General features: G+C 54.3%; 11 protein-coding genes and 1 pseudogene. 6 read left to right on the forward strand and 6 right to left on the reverse strand.

Annotated elements, in window-relative coordinates:
• Positions 1 to 76: 76 nt before the first annotated feature.
• Positions 77 to 1,168 carry a chorismate synthase gene (aroC, locus tag INT33_RS10575; protein ID WP_192539299.1) on the reverse strand — a complete coding sequence of 364 codons (1,092 nt, stop codon included), beginning with the start codon at positions 1,166 to 1,168 and terminating at the stop codon, positions 77 to 79.
• A 13-nt stretch (positions 1,169 to 1,181) separates the two neighbouring features.
• The gene (gene prmB, locus INT33_RS10580) at positions 1,182 to 2,141 is read right to left on the reverse strand and encodes a 50S ribosomal protein L3 N(5)-glutamine methyltransferase (protein WP_192539298.1); all 960 of its coding nucleotides are present in this window, start codon (positions 2,139 to 2,141) and stop codon (positions 1,182 to 1,184) included.
• Between the two features lie 181 nt (positions 2,142 to 2,322).
• Between prmB and INT33_RS10585 the strand changes: the two genes are divergently transcribed.
• A complete protein-coding gene (locus INT33_RS10585; protein WP_192539297.1) occupies positions 2,323 to 2,889 on the forward strand; it encodes a Smr/MutS family protein in 567 nt (188 codons plus the stop codon).
• An 11-nt stretch (positions 2,890 to 2,900) separates the two neighbouring features.
• On the opposite strand, the gene INT33_RS10590 is transcribed toward INT33_RS10585, so the two are convergent.
• Positions 2,901 to 3,914 (reverse strand): patatin-like phospholipase family protein, encoded by a 1,014-nt coding sequence (locus INT33_RS10590; protein ID WP_192539296.1) that lies wholly within the window; start codon positions 3,912 to 3,914, stop codon positions 2,901 to 2,903.
• 86 nt (positions 3,915 to 4,000) lie between these two features.
• Complete coding sequence (locus INT33_RS10595) at positions 4,001 to 4,903, reverse strand: alpha/beta fold hydrolase (RefSeq protein WP_192539295.1); 903 nt, start codon at positions 4,901 to 4,903, stop codon at positions 4,001 to 4,003.
• A 371-nt stretch (positions 4,904 to 5,274) separates the two neighbouring features.
• Here INT33_RS10595 and INT33_RS10600 point away from each other — a divergent pair, with 371 nt between their 5' ends.
• Genes INT33_RS10600 through INT33_RS10610 form a run of 3 tightly spaced genes read left to right on the forward strand, consistent with a single transcriptional unit; the run spans position 5,275 to position 8,201 of the window.
• Positions 5,275 to 5,718: a LexA family protein gene (locus INT33_RS10600; protein WP_407648089.1), complete on the forward strand. Its 444-nt coding sequence runs from the start codon at positions 5,275 to 5,277 to the stop codon at positions 5,716 to 5,718.
• Positions 5,715 to 7,016 (forward strand): Y-family DNA polymerase, encoded by a 1,302-nt coding sequence (locus INT33_RS10605; protein WP_192539293.1) that lies wholly within the window; start codon positions 5,715 to 5,717, stop codon positions 7,014 to 7,016. Before INT33_RS10600 ends, INT33_RS10605 begins: the two co-directional genes overlap by 4 nt.
• A gap of 42 nt (positions 7,017 to 7,058) precedes the next feature.
• Positions 7,059 to 8,201, forward strand: a complete 1,143-nt coding sequence (locus INT33_RS10610) for an LBF_2804 family protein (RefSeq protein WP_193091857.1) — start codon at positions 7,059 to 7,061, stop codon at positions 8,199 to 8,201.
• Here INT33_RS10610 and INT33_RS10615 read toward each other — a convergent pair.
• Entirely contained in the window at positions 8,164 to 9,627 is a 1,464-nt protein-coding gene (locus tag INT33_RS10615) for a sodium-dependent transporter (protein WP_193091858.1), read from the reverse strand. The two genes, INT33_RS10610 and INT33_RS10615, sit on opposite strands and share 38 nt — an antisense overlap.
• Before the next feature lie 114 nt (positions 9,628 to 9,741).
• A complete protein-coding gene (locus INT33_RS10620) occupies positions 9,742 to 10,968 on the reverse strand; it encodes a YbfB/YjiJ family MFS transporter (protein ID WP_193091859.1) in 1,227 nt (408 codons plus the stop codon).
• A gap of 174 nt (positions 10,969 to 11,142) precedes the next feature.
• On the opposite strand from INT33_RS10620, the gene INT33_RS10625 reads away from it, so the two are divergent.
• Positions 11,143 to 12,411 (forward strand): M20/M25/M40 family metallo-hydrolase, encoded by a 1,269-nt coding sequence (locus INT33_RS10625; RefSeq protein ID WP_192539289.1) that lies wholly within the window; start codon positions 11,143 to 11,145, stop codon positions 12,409 to 12,411.
• Between the two features lie 783 nt (positions 12,412 to 13,194).
• Positions 13,195 to 14,630, forward strand: a pseudogene (locus tag INT33_RS10630) (SLC13 family permease).
• Positions 14,631 to 15,274 lie beyond the last annotated feature (644 nt).

A 15,274-nucleotide genomic window follows, 5' to 3' on the forward strand; every position in this document is an offset into this window, starting at 1 on the left:
TCTCCCCTTGAGTGTAGCAGCGTTAAACGAACCGTATATGGCTTTAACGCTGCGCTAACTCCACGTTAAATCTGCGCTAAACCTGATTCAGGCGCGGCGTATCAACGCTCACGTCGCCATTTTGCCCCCGTTGGCGTAACCAATGATCTAACAGTGTAATGGCCATCATGGCTTCGGCGATGGGTGTTGCGCGAATGCCTACGCACGGGTCGTGGCGACCTTTGGTAATTACCTCGACAGGCTGGCCGTTGACATCAATGGAGCGCCCCGGCGTGGTAATACTGGAGGTGGGCTTAAGGGCAAGCCTTGCCACGATAGGCTGCCCGCTGGAAATCCCACCCAAGACGCCGCCCGCATGGTTGGACAAAAAGCCTTCCGGCGTCATCTCATCGCGGTGTTCACTGCCCCGCTGAGCCACCGAACCAAACCCTGCGCCAATCTCAATGCCTTTTACCGCATTAATGCTCATTAAGCCATGCGCCAGCTCAGCATCCAGGCGGTCAAACACCGGCTCGCCCAAGCCTACCGGCACGCCTTCGGCCACCACGGTAATTTCTGCGCCCACGGAATCCTGATCGCGGCGCAGTTGATCCATATAGGTCTCAAGCTCGGCTACTTTGGCAGGGTCGGGGCAGAAAAAGGCGTTCTGCTCAACGGCTTCCCACTCTTTGAATTCGATCTTGATGGGGCCAAGCTGGCTCATGTAACCGCGGATCTGAACGCCCTGGGCGGCCAGATACTTCTTGGCAATCGCACCTGCCGCCACGCGCATGGCGGTTTCACGAGCGCTTGAGCGGCCACCACCGCGATAGTCGCGATGGCCATATTTATGGTGATAGGTGTAGTCCGCGTGCGCCGGACGGAACTGGTCCTTGATTTTCGAGTAATCATTGGAGCGCTGGTCGGTATTCTCGATCAACAGGCCAATCGAGGTGCCGGTGGTTTTACCCTCGAACACGCCGGATAAAATCCTCACCTGATCAGGCTCTTTACGCTGCGTGGTATGCCGAGAGCTACCCGGGCGGCGGCGGTCCAGGTCGCGCTGCAGATCCTCTTCACACAGCGCAAGCCCCGGCGGGCAGCCATCAACGATGGCACCAAGTGCCACGCCGTGGCTTTCGCCAAAGGTGGTTACGGTAAACAGTTTGCCAAAACTATTGCCAGACATGGGCGTTCATTCCTTACACAAAAGACGCCGCATAGGCGTCGAGTTCAGCAGCGCTCAAGGCAAATACGCCCTGGCCGCCACGCTCGAAGTCAAGCCACATAAAAGGTACGTCAGGAAACGCAGCTTCCACATGACGGTCAGAATTGCCCACTTCCACAATCAGCCAGCCGGAGTCGCTTAAATGACTGCGCGCCTCGCGCAGAATACGCCGCACGATATCCAAGCCGTCTTTGCCAGCACCCAGCGCCAGCGCGGGTTCATGGCGAAACTCGGCGGGCATGGTGGCCAAATCACGCGCATCCACGTAGGGCGGGTTGGAAACGATCAAATCAAAACGTTGGCCTTCAAGGCCATCAAATACATCGGATGCAACCGCCCGTACCCGGTCGCCCACATCGTGGCGGGTAATATTTTCCCGGGCGACAGCCAACGCATCTTGGCTGATATCGGCAAGTGTGACCTCACAGGTAGGCAGGTAAAGGCCTGTAGCAATGCCGATACAACCAGAGCCGGTGCATAAATCCAGCACGCTGGCCGGGGGCTCTTCAGGGAACCAGGCGCTAAAGCCGTCTTCGATTAACTCGGCAATCGGCGAGCGTGGAATTAACACTCGCTCATCGACATTGAACGGATGGCCTGCGAAAAACGCCTCGCCTAGCAGATACGGGAGCGGCTGGCGGCTGATTACCCGTTCCCGGGCCAGAGCAATAATACGCTGGCGCTCAACGGGCAGAAGCCGTGCTTCCAGAACGCTGGGGTCGACGTTCCAGGGTAGATGCAGCGCGCCTAAGCAGAGCGCGACCGCTTCATCCCAGGCGGATTCCGTGCCATGACCATAGTGCAGCCCCGCCAGATAGAACTCGCTGGATACCCAGCGTAGATAGTCGCGCAACGTAAAAAGATCGCTTATCAGCGCCGTATCCGGCAATGAAAGGGTTGAGTGAGAGGTCTCAGCATTGAGGGGCGTAGTCACAGCGACTCCTGATAAACGAAAATCATCCATGCAGCCATTATGAAGCTACACTCAGTTGATAAAGAAAAATTGTACCTTTAAAGATTGTACCTTTGACGCCGCCCGGTTCACAGCGGCGCTCAGCTCGCTATACTGTCGCCTCTTTTATATCATTACTTACTTTTCACACGTTGAGCCTGACATGACGCGACGCCACCTGCCCAATGATGACGATATCAGCGCCTTTCGCCAGGCGCTTCAAGCAGCAGGCGTGCGCCGTATTGCGACCAACCAGGCAGACCCCGGTAAGCCCAAGCGGGATAATAACGCCCACCAGGCAAGGCGCAACGCCGCGGTTGAGAGCAACACCCTGCAAACCAGCGGGCGCACCTCGGATGGCCGGGTGGAAGCCGTGCGCCCTTCCGAGTACCTGGAATTCAGCGTACCCGATTTACCCTGGCGCAGCCTTAGCCAGCTAAAGCGCGGCCAAACCGAGTGGCAGGCGGGGCTCGACCTGCACGGCTACACCCTGGAAGAAGCCCGTACAGAACTTGAAAGCTTTCTGCGCGATGCGGCAAGTCAGGGTTTACGCTGTGTTCTGGTCGTTCACGGCAAGGCGTGGGGCAGCACCTCTGACTTCCCGGTGCTTAAAAGCCATACCAATACCTGGCTGCGTGAATGGCCGGGCGTGCTGGCATTCTGCTCTGCGGTTGATATCGATGGTGGCACCGGTGCGGTTTATATCCTGTTACGTAAGCGAGGCCCGTAGGCCCACGCGACTTACTCCGCAGCATCCGACGCAATGCTTGGCATGCGTCGCTCTAACGCTTCATCGGCCAAGTGCCGCCCCAGGCAAATTAACTCCTTGGCCCGATGAAACTCATGCGTACTGCACACCGTTTTGGGTATCTCGATCAGTACATCCGGCGGGTAGCCAGCAATTTTATACTTAGCCAACGCCGCCTGGGTAATATCGAACGATTCTAAAATCATGCCGAGTCGGCTCCACTCGCGCTTGCCACGGGCTTCAGGCGTCTCTTCTTCACTTTCATCATCCACTCCATTGCCCCCCAGACCGTCCCATAGCCGCTTGGTGGCTTCGCGCATATCACTCATCCAGCCCCCCATATTGGCGTCGCGTTCACGCTCTGAGGCCGTGCGACTATCATTCTCTTCGTGCTCCTTGGGCAGCAGTTCCTCCAGTGACACCGGCTGCGGGCTATGGGCCGTCACGTTAACGGCCACTACTAGGTCAGCACGGTGAGCCGCGATGACCGGCATGATGGGCAGGGGATTAAGCAGCCCGCCATCAACTAACATTTGATCACCCGTACTGACTGGGGTAATCACCCCAGGAATAGCAATGGAGGCCCGGATAGCGTGCAACAGCGGGCCGTTTTGAAACCATACCTCTCGCTGGCGAACCAAGTCGGTGGCAATCGTGGTAATAGGGATAGGCAGATCCTCAATCAGTACATCGCCCACCAACGCCTCCAACTTGTGCATCACCTTGTTGGCGCGCATGGCCCCCATGGGACTCCAGGTCATATCGATAAGCCTGAGCACATCGAGATAATCCAGAGTACAGACCCACTCCCGGTATTCGGGCAGTTTTCCCGAGGCGTAGATACCGCCAATCAGTGCGCCCATCGAGCACCCGGCGATGGAAATAATCTCAAAACCGCGTGCTTCCAGCGCTTCGATCACACCAATATGTGCGTAGCCACGTGCCCCACCGCTTCCCAATACCAGGGCGACCTTTTTGCCATTGCCAGTGCGCGTCAGTTGGTTCATTGCTTATCCTTGTCTTTCTTATGCCTGCCCGCTTTGTTGTATTGATACGTGCTCTGAATCGTCGATACCCAATAACCTGCCTTGCGCTAAGCCGTGGCCGTTTGCCAATGGGCAGCGACGACTTCCGCCACGGCGGCAACGGCCTTGGGCTCCAGATGCAGGTGATGCCCGCCCGGTAACACGTGGCGCGTAAGACACTTAACCGCCTGGCGCGCCTGCACAGCCCACTCGCGTTCGCCTAAAATACCCCGTTCGCCCTCAATCAAGAGCATCGGCGCCTGGATACAGGTCAACTGGGCCAGCACCTGTTCTGGAGTAAAGCGTACCAACGAGGGTTTTAGCAACCGGCTATCGGTGCGCATTTGTATATAACCATCGGCGGTAGCTTCGGTATTACGCTCAACCAGCGGTATTGCCGTTACGCTATCCAGTGTGGTTACTCCGCCGGCGACCCGAGCGGCAACCGCGCTTTCTATATCGGCATAGCGCGGCGCACGGGAAAGCGGCCGTCGGTAAGCCATCAAGCCTTTGCGTAGCTGGTTGGCGGTTTCTACTGCTGGCGTATTCAACGCCCCCAGCCCATCAATCAGCGTCAACTGAGCAACGCGCTCCGGCATGGTGGCCGCCACTAGGCAAGCGACGGCTGCTCCCATCGAGTGGGCCAATAGTGACGCCTGCTCGATACCTAGCGTGTCCATCGCATCAAGCACGTCATGGCAGTAATCCCACAGCGCATAGTCACTGCCCGCCGGAATATGTTTTGAATGCCCATGGCCACGGAAGTCGATTGCTACAATGCGGATATCCAGCACTTCGGCCAGTCGCGGCGCCAGGCGGGTAAAGCTTGCCGCGTTATCCAGCCAGCCGTGCAGCGCTAACCACACGGGGGCATCCTGGCGGCCCCAGCTCAGCGCCGCCAGGCGGCTTTGGGCAAGTACTAGCGCTTGCCCAGCACGGCGATTCGTCCACGCAGACGTTGTTTCAGACATAAGTCATTTCCTGGCCAAGCGACAGTCTTGCGAATGAGCAAGCGTGGCCTAGCCGTTTTTCGATATAGGAGAAGCGTCGCGCATTTTCAAGCAATGCATAGATGACGGTCTAAGCGACAAACGTTACCATGCCAGGCGCAATTCTTCCGCCGCTTTATACCCTTCTATCGATTAATGGTGACCCTATGAAACCTCGTCGCGATACGCGTGCCCGCAACCTTGTTTTCCTGATTGCGGTGGTTAGCGCGGTAGTCGTTGGCCTGTGGCTTGCACGCTAAGTTAGTCTGATCGACGCTCAGCGCTTGCAATTTATACCTCACGAATAAATACTGTATATAAATACATATTTAATTTCAGTGAGGATGCCGACGATGCTGTTTCCGCCATCGCCTGTCGCGCCAACCTTGCCGTTAACCTCTCAGCCGCTGCCTTACTCCTCCTTGCAAGGCCGCGCTGGCTTTAGCGGCTTTCCATCGCCAGCGCAGGATTACGAGCCACGTACGCTCGACCTCAATACGCGGTTGATCAAAAATCCTACCCAAACGTTTTATCTCTCGGCGACCGGCGACAGCATGGAAGGCTGGGGGATTTTTGACGGCGATTTACTGGTCGTTGATCGCAGCATCAAGCCCCGTCTGGGGCATATTCTGGTGGCCATGTTCGAAGACGAAGTGCTGATCAAGCGCTATGCGCTTTACCTAGGCACGCCCCATCTCTGCTCTGCACACCCCCACTACCCGCCGCTTCCTCTGGAGGGTACCGATTGCCAGCTATGGGGCGTGGTACGCGCGGTTATCCATGAGTACCTACGATGATCGGCCTGGTAGATGCCAACAACTTTTACGTCAGCTGTGAGCGAGTGTTTGACCCGACCCTGGAAGGTAAAGCAGTCGGCGTCATGTCGAACAACGACGGTTGTATCATCGCCCGCTCTGCTGAGATGAAAGCCATGGACATCCCAATGGGTATTCCCTCTTTCAAGCTTGAAAGCTTGCGCAGGCGTGGCGACATCTACCTGAAGTCATCCAACTACGAGCTGTACGGTGATATGTCGGCAAGGCTGTGCCAGCTGCTGCGCGATACGTGCCCTGCAGTATCGCCCTATTCCATCGATGAAATGTTTATCTATCTGGAGGAGTTCACTGACAAGCAGTGCCAAACCCTGGGCGAATGGCTGAGGCGACGTATCCGGCGTCATTTAGGCTTACCGGTGTGCGTCGGGCTTGCACCAACGCATACGCTGGCCAAGCTGGCTAACCACCTGGCCAAAAAGTCGCCCCATTATCAAGGCGTGTGTCTGCTGAGTGCCCAAAGTGCGTCCACGACGGCATTGCTTAAACAAACGCCGGTGGGTAGCGTCTGGGGTATTGGCCGCAGGCTTGCTGAGCGTCTGGCTATCAACAAGATTCATACCGCCTGGGATTTACGTGAGGCAGATATTCAGCAGTTACGTAAACGCTACTCTGTGGTAATCGCCCGCACAGCGCTTGAGCTACGCGGCACGCCCTGCCTGCATATGAATGCACTCGACCAGCCGCGCCACCGCATCATGACTTCGCGCTCGTTCGGCCAGGCTACCGGCGTCAAAACTGAAGTGCATAATGCCTTGCGCCGCCATGCCCAGCGCAGTGCCGAAAAGCTTCGTGAACAGCGCAGCCTAACCCGTGCGGTGATGATATTTTTAAACACCAACCGCCACCGCCGCGACCAGCCGCAGTACTTTCCCCACGCCATGGTGCCGCTGCCCTCACCTAGCGACGACACGCGCACTATTCTTGGAGCCGTCCACCAAGGGCTCGAGCAGATGTACCGACCAGGCTACAAGTTCATGAAAGCTGGCGTGATGCTGCTTGATTTAGTCGATGCTGAGCAGTACCAGCTCTCGCTGTTGCATCAGCCACCGCGCAACCGTCATCCGTATTTAATGGCCACGCTGGATACTATCAACCAGCGAATGGGGCAAGGCACGATCAGCTTTGGCATGACAGATGCGGACGCCGCCTGGCAGCTGCGCTGCGCGCATCGCTCAAACCGCTATACCACGCGCTGGGACGAGCTGATGCAGGCTGGCACCCACCCCGGTGCTATTCAAGAGTGCGCTGCACGCAAGTAGCCGTTACCCTAGGGAGACTTAAACTAAGGAAATCTTGCTGTTATGCCTTTGGACAGGCCCGATCAAGAATACGCTCCCTCTCCTGGCCTGGCGCAGCGTCTAGCACACCGCTATATCAGCTACCTGCTGACGCGCAACGCGCCCTTGTCCGCGCCCAACCCGCACGCTATCAAGCGGATCAAACGCTGGACGATAGTGTGGGCCGCCATTGCCGGGATTATTTCCGGCACGCTGATTGGGGGTGGCGAGTGGTGGATGAAGCGTATCGCTATTGATGGCTGGTCCGGGATGAGCCTTGGCGAGCAGATACCTTATTGGATCGCCTACTACGCCGTAGTAGGTGTCATCACCGCGATTGAGATAGGCTTTTTGTACTGGAATTCACTGCGCGGGGTTACCCATATTACCCGCCTGGCCGGTTTAGCTTACTCACAGCACAATGCGTTTACGCCCTCTCTGCAGCTAACCGTTCACGGTGTTGCACGTGCTGCGCTTGAATACCCCAGTTCAGGCAATACCATTTACGGCATTAACCCTCATGCATACCTGCATGGCTGGAAGCTGACGCTAAAAGCGCTGCTGTACCGCTTAAAAATTAGCCTGAGCAGTTTTATCCTGCGCGTAGTGATGCGGCGTGTCTTGGGCCGCCTGGCATTACGCGGTTTTATTCCCATGCTGATGGGGCCGCTATACGCTATCTGGAATGCCTGGATTGCCTGGCGCGTATTACATCAAGCCCATCTGATGGCCTATGGTCCGCCGCGTATCGACGCGCTAATGCATGAGTTGAATACTTTATCGCGTGCCCAGCGCCAGTTGATCGTTCAAGGCATTGGCGAGCTCATGATGCGTAACCGCCATCCTCATCCCAATCTGGTGCTGTTACTGTCGCAGCTTTTAGCGTCGCTACCTGAACAGCCGCAAAGTGTGGATATCGATTGGCAACAGGCACTAGGCGACTATGCGCAGTTGGACACACACGAGCGTTCAGCTGTACTCGAAAGCCTGACCCAGGCTGCTATTCTCAGCGGCCCTTATCGCGGGGCGCGCAAGGCGTTTTTACGGGAAGTGTATGCTCGCTGCCAAACGCCGCTGCATGAACAATCAGTTATCACTCAGCAGCAGCGCTGGCTGTCGGGAGAAGAGGTTAGCGTGTCGTTAACGCCTGCTTCAAGCGCGGACTAACAAGCTCACCCAGCACCATCATGGCTAGCAAGATCAACAGTAACCACGGCCAGTGGGCTGAAAAGGTAACGGAATAAAGGCCTAAAGCATCGGCAAAAATAACTAAAATGCCCAGCGGGCTTACGTAGCGCACCATGGCAAGCCACAGCGTATAAGCCAAGGGTGACAACCCCAGCTCAGCACGGAACGTTTCATTCTTGAGCACAAAACCTGCCAGCACCACCGTGCCTAAACCGCCCAGCGGCATCATCCAGCGTGAGGTGATGTAGTCCAGCCAGTCAAAAAAGGTTTTACCCGCCAGCGTCCAATCCGCCCCCAGGTTAAATGACAGCATGGCCGCAGTACTGATCAACCACAGCACAATCCCCGTGCTCCACGCGGCACCGCGACGCGAGAACCCTTTGTTATCGCACAGCCAGGAAACGGTTGCTTCGACCATCGAGATAGAAGACGTCAGCGCCGCCATCGACAGCATGGCAAAAAACAAGATCCCGAACAGCGTTCCCAACGGCATCGCCTGGAAGGCCAGTGGCAGGCTCATAAAGATCAGCCCCGGACCTTCGCCTGGGTCCATACCGTTGGCAAAAATCACCGGGAAGATTGCAAGCCCGGCCATCAGGGCAACCGCCGTATCCGCAATCGCTACGCTGATAGTGGTACGCCCAATGGAAGCGCTCTTGGGCAGGTAGCTTCCGTAGGTAAGAATAGCGCCGGAGGCAAGCGACAGGGTAAAGAACGCATGGCCAAGGGCGGCCAACATGCCCTCGCTTGAAAGGCTACCGGCTTTAAAGGAGAACAAGAAGCTGACAGCATCGCCAAAGCCACCGGAAAATATGCCAAACACAATCAATAGCAGTAGCATGATAACCAGGCCCGGCATCATCCAGCCGACGTTTTTCTCGATTCCTTCCTGAACGCCTTTACCTACAATCACCATGGTGATCAGCGTGACCAGGGTGCTCCAAAAGCCCAGATTGCGCGGATCGTCGTTGTTGGCCCCAAACACGGTGGCCATATCGTCAACGCTGGTACCCGCCAGGCCACCGGTTAGCATCTTCCACAGGTAGGAAAACGACCAGCCCGCCACCACCACGTAAAACGATAGAATCAAAAAGCCGCACAGCATGGCCATCCAGCCAAGCAGCGACCATGCCGATGAACGCCCGGACTCATTCACCACCCGACGAATCGCATCAATGGGACTACCGCGTCCGCGCCGCCCAAAGGCAATCTCGCTCATCATTACCGGTACGCCCACGGCAAAAATGCACGCCAGATACACCAGTACAAACGCGCCGCCGCCATACTCGCCGGTGATATACGGAAATTTCCAGATATTGCCTAGCCCAACGGCAGAGCCCGTTGCCGCTAGCATAAATCCCCAGCGGCCCAGCCACTGGACGCGAGGTTGCTCGGAAGACGCCATGACGATCCTTCTGGTGTGAAAAAAAGCGCTTATCCTAGAGGATTTTGGTTAAAAAGCACAAAACTCTTGTTAACAGTTTTGAAAATGTTTGCCCGGCTTCTTTGCCTTGCCCCGTTAGCGCGTCACGGATAGCGCTTTTGCCTCGGCATCCAGACGCTGCGCGGTTTGATCTACGCGCCGTAACCATGCCAATAGCACCACGCCCATAGCAACAAAGCCCCCGGCCAGCCAAAGGCCCACAGTATAGTGGCCCGAAGCCTCGGCCAGTACGCCGGTTAAGGCAGGCGCAAAAATTTGCGCAGCCCCATACGCCAAGGTCATCTGGCCCATTAAACGCGCCGGACTTGACGGGTAAAGCCTTCCCGCCATGGTCAGGACTAAACTCACACAACCTAAAAACGTGCCGCCATAAAGCACCGCGCTGAGCAGCACAACGGCCAAGCTTGAAGAAATGGCAGGCAAAACGATCCCCACCGCCTGTATCGACATGGCCACAATCAATGCGCCTAAATAACCTATCCGCCGCGCCACCAAATCCCACAGCATAACGGCGGGAGCGGCCGCCAAACCGACCACCGCAAAGGTCCAGTTACCGGCTCCTGAAAGCAGCGGTTCGCGCTCAACAATGGTGACGATAAACGTGGCGTTAATTACATAGCCGTATCCGGCGCAGAAATAAGCGGGCAACATTAAGCGCATAAAGGTACGTGAAGGCGGCATGGCGGTAGGCAATTCAGCCTGACGAGCACCAGCAACCGGTTTGACCGGGCGCGGCAGCCAGCGCCAGGCGGGCACTAGCAGCACAGCACCCAACAAGCCAAAAATCCACCACTGGGCCTGCCAGTCAAGCGAGAGCGCAAGCATCAGTTCTACCGCTACGGCAGCCAGCACAATGCCCAACCCTAGCCCGGCAAAATGTATGCCCAGCTCGCCGCGCTGCTGGTGATGCATCAGCCAGTGAAGGATTAACCCAGACGCCAGGAGCATGGCGGCACTGCTTGAAAGGCCCGCGAAAAAGCGCAGCCCCGCCCATAGCCAGAAGTGATCCGTCAGCGCCATGCCCACCGTCGTCAGCACCGCGAGCACCAGACCAATACGATACAGGGTGTCTTTGAGATAGATATTGCGGATAGAGGCCGCCAGCACCGCACCCAGCATATAGCCCGCGTAGTTAAGCGCCGCCAGCCAGCCACCATCGGCATCGCCCATCCAGGTGTGCTGCTGCATGACCGGCAGTAACGGCGTATAGGCAAAGCGGGCGATCCCTACACACAAAAGCTGACTGAAAACGCCCGCCAGCAATACCTTATAGCGCTGAACGCGTAGCGATGCCGTGACCATGCTCTCTCCTGATCCTGTTGTTTATTACGTATTGTTTATTACGGTGCTGGCCGTTGTTTCTAAATGATTAGCCTGCATATTACGTGTGCATAGCCAGGTCCACATCGTCTAATAGTGGAACAACCTTATTAATCTGGCAGACTAGACACACAGATGACCATTTGGAGAGTTTAAATGAGCGATACTGCAAAACCCTGGACGCAGTCCATGCCGGAAGCACAGTTCAAGCTGATGCGCGACATTCTGGCCGCCCCTAGCCCGGTTGGCCTGGAAGGGGCAATGACCTACGGCGTCTTAAAGCCTTACTTCGAGACGTTTGCTCCTGACAGCTGGCACCTTCACCAGTTTAAGGGCAATGCAGGCGTGGTACTGGATACCCACCCTGACCGCGATGATATGTTCAAGGTCATGATTATCGGCCATGCAGACAAGATACGCATGCAGGTACGCTCAATTGGCGAAGACGGCAAAATCTGGATCAACACCGATTCGTTTTTGCCTTCCGTACTGATTGGCCATGAAGTGAAGCTTTTCAGTGAAGACCCTGAAAAACCCGGCAGCTACCGTTCGATTGAAGGCGGTACCGTTGAAGCGCTAGGCGCCATTCACTTTTCCGATCCGGCGGCGCGCACCGGCGACAAGGGCATCAAGAAAGAGCAGATCTATCTGGACCTGCAAATTCACGGCGAGAACAAAAAGCAGCAAGTGCTTAATCTAGGCGTGCGCCCGGGCGACTCGATTATTTTTGATCGCCCTATTCGCCCCGGTTTCAGCCCCGATACCTTCTACGGCGCCTACCTGGATAACGGCCTGGGCTGCTTTGTGGCCGCTGAAGTCGCGCGGTTGATTGCCGAAGCAGGCGGCACTGATAAGGTGCGCGTTATGTTCGCCATTGCAAGCTACGAAGAGATTGGCCGTTTTGGTAGCCGAGTTATGGCCGGTGAGCTAAAACCGGATGCGCTGATTGGCGTGGACGTGAACCACGACTACGTAGCCGCCCCAGGTATCGGCGATAAGCGTATGCAGCCGCTGGAAATGGGCAAAGGCTTTACGATGTCAGTAGGCTCCATTGCCAGCGAGCAGTTGAATCGCATCATCGCCAGTGCCGCCAAAGAGCAGGATATTCCCATTCAGCGCGATATGGTGGGGGTAGATACGGGTACTGACGGCATGGCGGGCGTATTGGCCTCTATTGATAGCGCCGCCACCTCTATCGGCTTCCCGATTCGTAACATGCACACCATCTCGGAAACCGGCAACACGAAAGATGTATTGGCGGCGATCCATGCGCTTACCCATACGCTGTTGGCGCTGGACAAACTGCCTAACCTTGAGCGTGAGTTTTTGGATAACCACCCGCGTCTTGATCAAGCAAGCCCGCTTAGCCATCAGGGTCATGCAAAACCTGAGGACGTAAAGACTGAAAGCAGTGACGAGAAATAAGCGTTTTATATTGAATAAGAATGTTTTAACGTCAGTGCTTCTAGCATAAAAAAAAGCCCCGGCCAATCACCGGCCGGGGCTTTATCAGGTCCTCCTTAATATTTCCTCACCAACATCCTGTTCGTGCATCCTTGGGCAACTCAAGCAATCCTTGCTTGTTCTTCCTGAGTACCTTCCTTGTGGTACTACCTACCTTGAACCTTAAATGTGTCAAACACATTAATGCAGGATAATAAATTAAAAAAAAAGCGCCATCAGATAAGCCAAACTGAGCACAAGACAAATTATCTAATTAATCTTTAATGAATAGCGCAGATAGAATTTACTACTTATACTTTTAACGTACCCACTATTGGTACACCACATGGATGTCACTACCTACCCAACGACAATAATCCCCAGGGGAGGACGTCAATATGCACACTATTATGGTGAGCCATAAAGTCAACGGTTTAGATATTATGTGCAGGCGCTGCGGTAATTCAGAGTCACCTACTACACCTTATTTTAAGCGTTTCCGCTTGGAAGGCACCGGCAAAAACACCACCACCGTACGCTGTTTAAATTGCCAAACCGTATTATCGCTACCGCTAAATCAGCTAGCTTCGCTTTTTTATCCCCACGCTTGCTAAAAAACCGAGGCGGTCTGCGCGCCGCCAATTCATACTAAAGTCTACAGCATACGACCAACGGCTTATAAACGAAAGTGGTAGCATGCTCTCTCCTTATGATTAGCAAATTGCTAATAAATTCATGCTGTAGCGCCAGGAGAGGCGGATGGGAATGTCATTATCGAATTGGCGCCACTGGGTACCATTACTAGCAGGTCCACTCCTTTTTATATTGATTCAGCTAATACTGCCCGACACGCTGATTGATCCAGCGCCGCGGACAGTTCTCGCCTTAACGGTTTGGATGGGCACCTGGTGGGTAACCGAACCCGTCCCGATTCCCATTACATCGTTCTTACCCATGCTAGTACTGCCCCTAAGTGGCGTGATGGTGCTGGATGAAGCCGTCGTCGGCTATGCCAACCCGGTTATCTATATGTACATGGGCGGGTTTATTTTGGCGATTGCCATTGAACGTTGGAACCTACACCGGCGCATTGCGCTGGCCATTGTCAATCGTATTGGCAACAGCCTGCGCAGCATTGTACTGGGGGTTTTGATTGCCTCGGCCTTTTTATCCATGTGGATCTCAAACGCCGCTACGGCACTTATGATGCTGCCTATTGCGGTCGCGCTTACCAATGAGCTCGACGAACGCGACCAATTTGATCGTGATCAGCGCGATAGTTTTGCGCGTATTTTGCTGCTAACCGTTGCTTACTCCGCCTCCATTGGTGGGCTAGCAACGATTATCGGCTCGGTACCCAATGCCATCGTGGTAGCTATGATTCCCCAGTTTTTTGAAGGCGTGGAAATCAGCTTTCTACAGTGGATGATATTTGCGCTGCCGTTAACCCTGATTCTACTGGCGGTGCTGTATGTCTATCTCACCCGGCTGTATGCCAAGGTGCCTAATACGCCGCTTGAGATTGATTTTGTCGCTCAGGAACTGGCGTCTCTAGGCCCCATGACCCAGGAAGAAAAACGCGTCTTAGGCGTATTTGTGGTAACCGCCCTTGCCTGGGCGTTACGCGGCTGGCTGGCACCGTTTTTTGATTTACCCATTAACGATACATTGATCGCGGTAACTGCCGCCATTGCGCTGTTTGTAATTCCCGCTCACAACGAAAAGCGCGCCCTGCTGGTGTGGGACGATATGAAAAGCTTGCCCTGGGGGCTGTTCATTCTCTGGGGTGGAGGCATGACGCTGGCCGCGGCATTTGTCGCAAGCGACTTAACCGGCTGGATCAGCAATCAGCTTCAACTGCTGGATGGGGTGAATTACTTCTGGCTACTGTTGATTATGGTGCTGTTGATGCTGTTCCTGACCGAGATTATCTCGAATACAGCGACTGCCAATATGGCGCTACCTATCACCGCAGGCATGGCCGCGGCCATTACTACCGGCAACCCATTAGGCTTACGCTGGCGACGACCTGTGCGTTTATGCTGCCCATTTCAACGCCACCCAACGCGGCTGTTTTCTCAACAGGGCGTATTACTATTAAGCAAATGGCCACAGCAGGCTTTGCCATGAATATAGTAAGCGCCATTGCTATTACGCTGTTTGTTTATTTTATTATGCCGCTACTACTGCCTTCGCCTTAAATAATAGGGTACGGTTTACAATTTTTTAACTGCAAAAAAAACCCCCGGCCATGCTTGGCCGGGGGTGATTAGTTCGTCCTTAATCCTGCTCCATGAACATCCTGTTCATGCTTCCCTGTGTACCGCAAATATCCTTATCTGCTCTTCCGTCATACGCTTTCCTTGCGTCATGTGCTTACAATGGACCTTAAAGCGTTTAAGTTATCTAACCCAGGTTATGAAAAGTTAAAAATAATAATTTTTTACAAAAATATAATTCACATTCTAACTAGTTTGTTTTTCGAAACAAAACCCATTAGCTAAGCCAACATTGCTAAAATTATTTAAATAAAAAAAGATAGCTAAAATTTATATCTTTTTGATCTTACAACTAACTAGAAAAATCAACTTAATACTTTTTTCTAGGTAAAACTAACATTATGCTTAGTCATACAGTTACATATTAAAAAATAATTACCAAAAGTCAAGGTATATTAAAAGACTCATTAAAAAGTTGTTCAATCAACTAATTAGCAATCAAACCAGCGTTTGAATGCTAGCTATAATGAATATCTGCAATATAGTTAGGGAAGGTCTGAATAACTGCCGATATTCATCACCGCTCACTTGAGCCGAGAAAAAATCGAAAATTCAGACATTCTTCT

It is taken from the genome of Halomonas colorata, from assembly GCF_014897985.1.
Classification (GTDB): domain Bacteria; phylum Pseudomonadota; class Gammaproteobacteria; order Pseudomonadales; family Halomonadaceae; genus Vreelandella; species Vreelandella colorata.

What these genes read in the sequence shown, in the direction of transcription:
- aroC (WP_192539299.1), bottom strand. Translation starts at nt 1,168, where the DNA reads ATGTCTGGCAATAGTTTTGGCAAACTGTTTACCGTAACCACCTTTGGC.
- INT33_RS10585 (WP_192539297.1), top strand. Translation starts at nt 2,323, where the DNA reads ATGACGCGACGCCACCTGCCCAATGATGACGATATCAGCGCCTTTCGC.
- INT33_RS10590 (WP_192539296.1), bottom strand. Translation starts at nt 3,914, where the DNA reads ATGAACCAACTGACGCGCACTGGCAATGGCAAAAAGGTCGCCCTGGTA.
- INT33_RS10595 (WP_192539295.1), bottom strand. Translation starts at nt 4,903, where the DNA reads ATGTCTGAAACAACGTCTGCGTGGACGAATCGCCGTGCTGGGCAAGCG.
- INT33_RS10600 (WP_407648089.1), top strand. Translation starts at nt 5,275, where the DNA reads ATGCTGTTTCCGCCATCGCCTGTCGCGCCAACCTTGCCGTTAACCTCT.
- INT33_RS10605 (WP_192539293.1), top strand. Translation starts at nt 5,715, where the DNA reads ATGATCGGCCTGGTAGATGCCAACAACTTTTACGTCAGCTGTGAGCGA.
- INT33_RS10610 (WP_193091857.1), top strand. Translation starts at nt 7,059, where the DNA reads ATGCCTTTGGACAGGCCCGATCAAGAATACGCTCCCTCTCCTGGCCTG.
- INT33_RS10615 (WP_193091858.1), bottom strand. Translation starts at nt 9,627, where the DNA reads ATGGCGTCTTCCGAGCAACCTCGCGTCCAGTGGCTGGGCCGCTGGGGA.
- INT33_RS10620 (WP_193091859.1), bottom strand. Translation starts at nt 10,968, where the DNA reads ATGGTCACGGCATCGCTACGCGTTCAGCGCTATAAGGTATTGCTGGCG.
- INT33_RS10625 (WP_192539289.1), top strand. Translation starts at nt 11,143, where the DNA reads ATGAGCGATACTGCAAAACCCTGGACGCAGTCCATGCCGGAAGCACAG.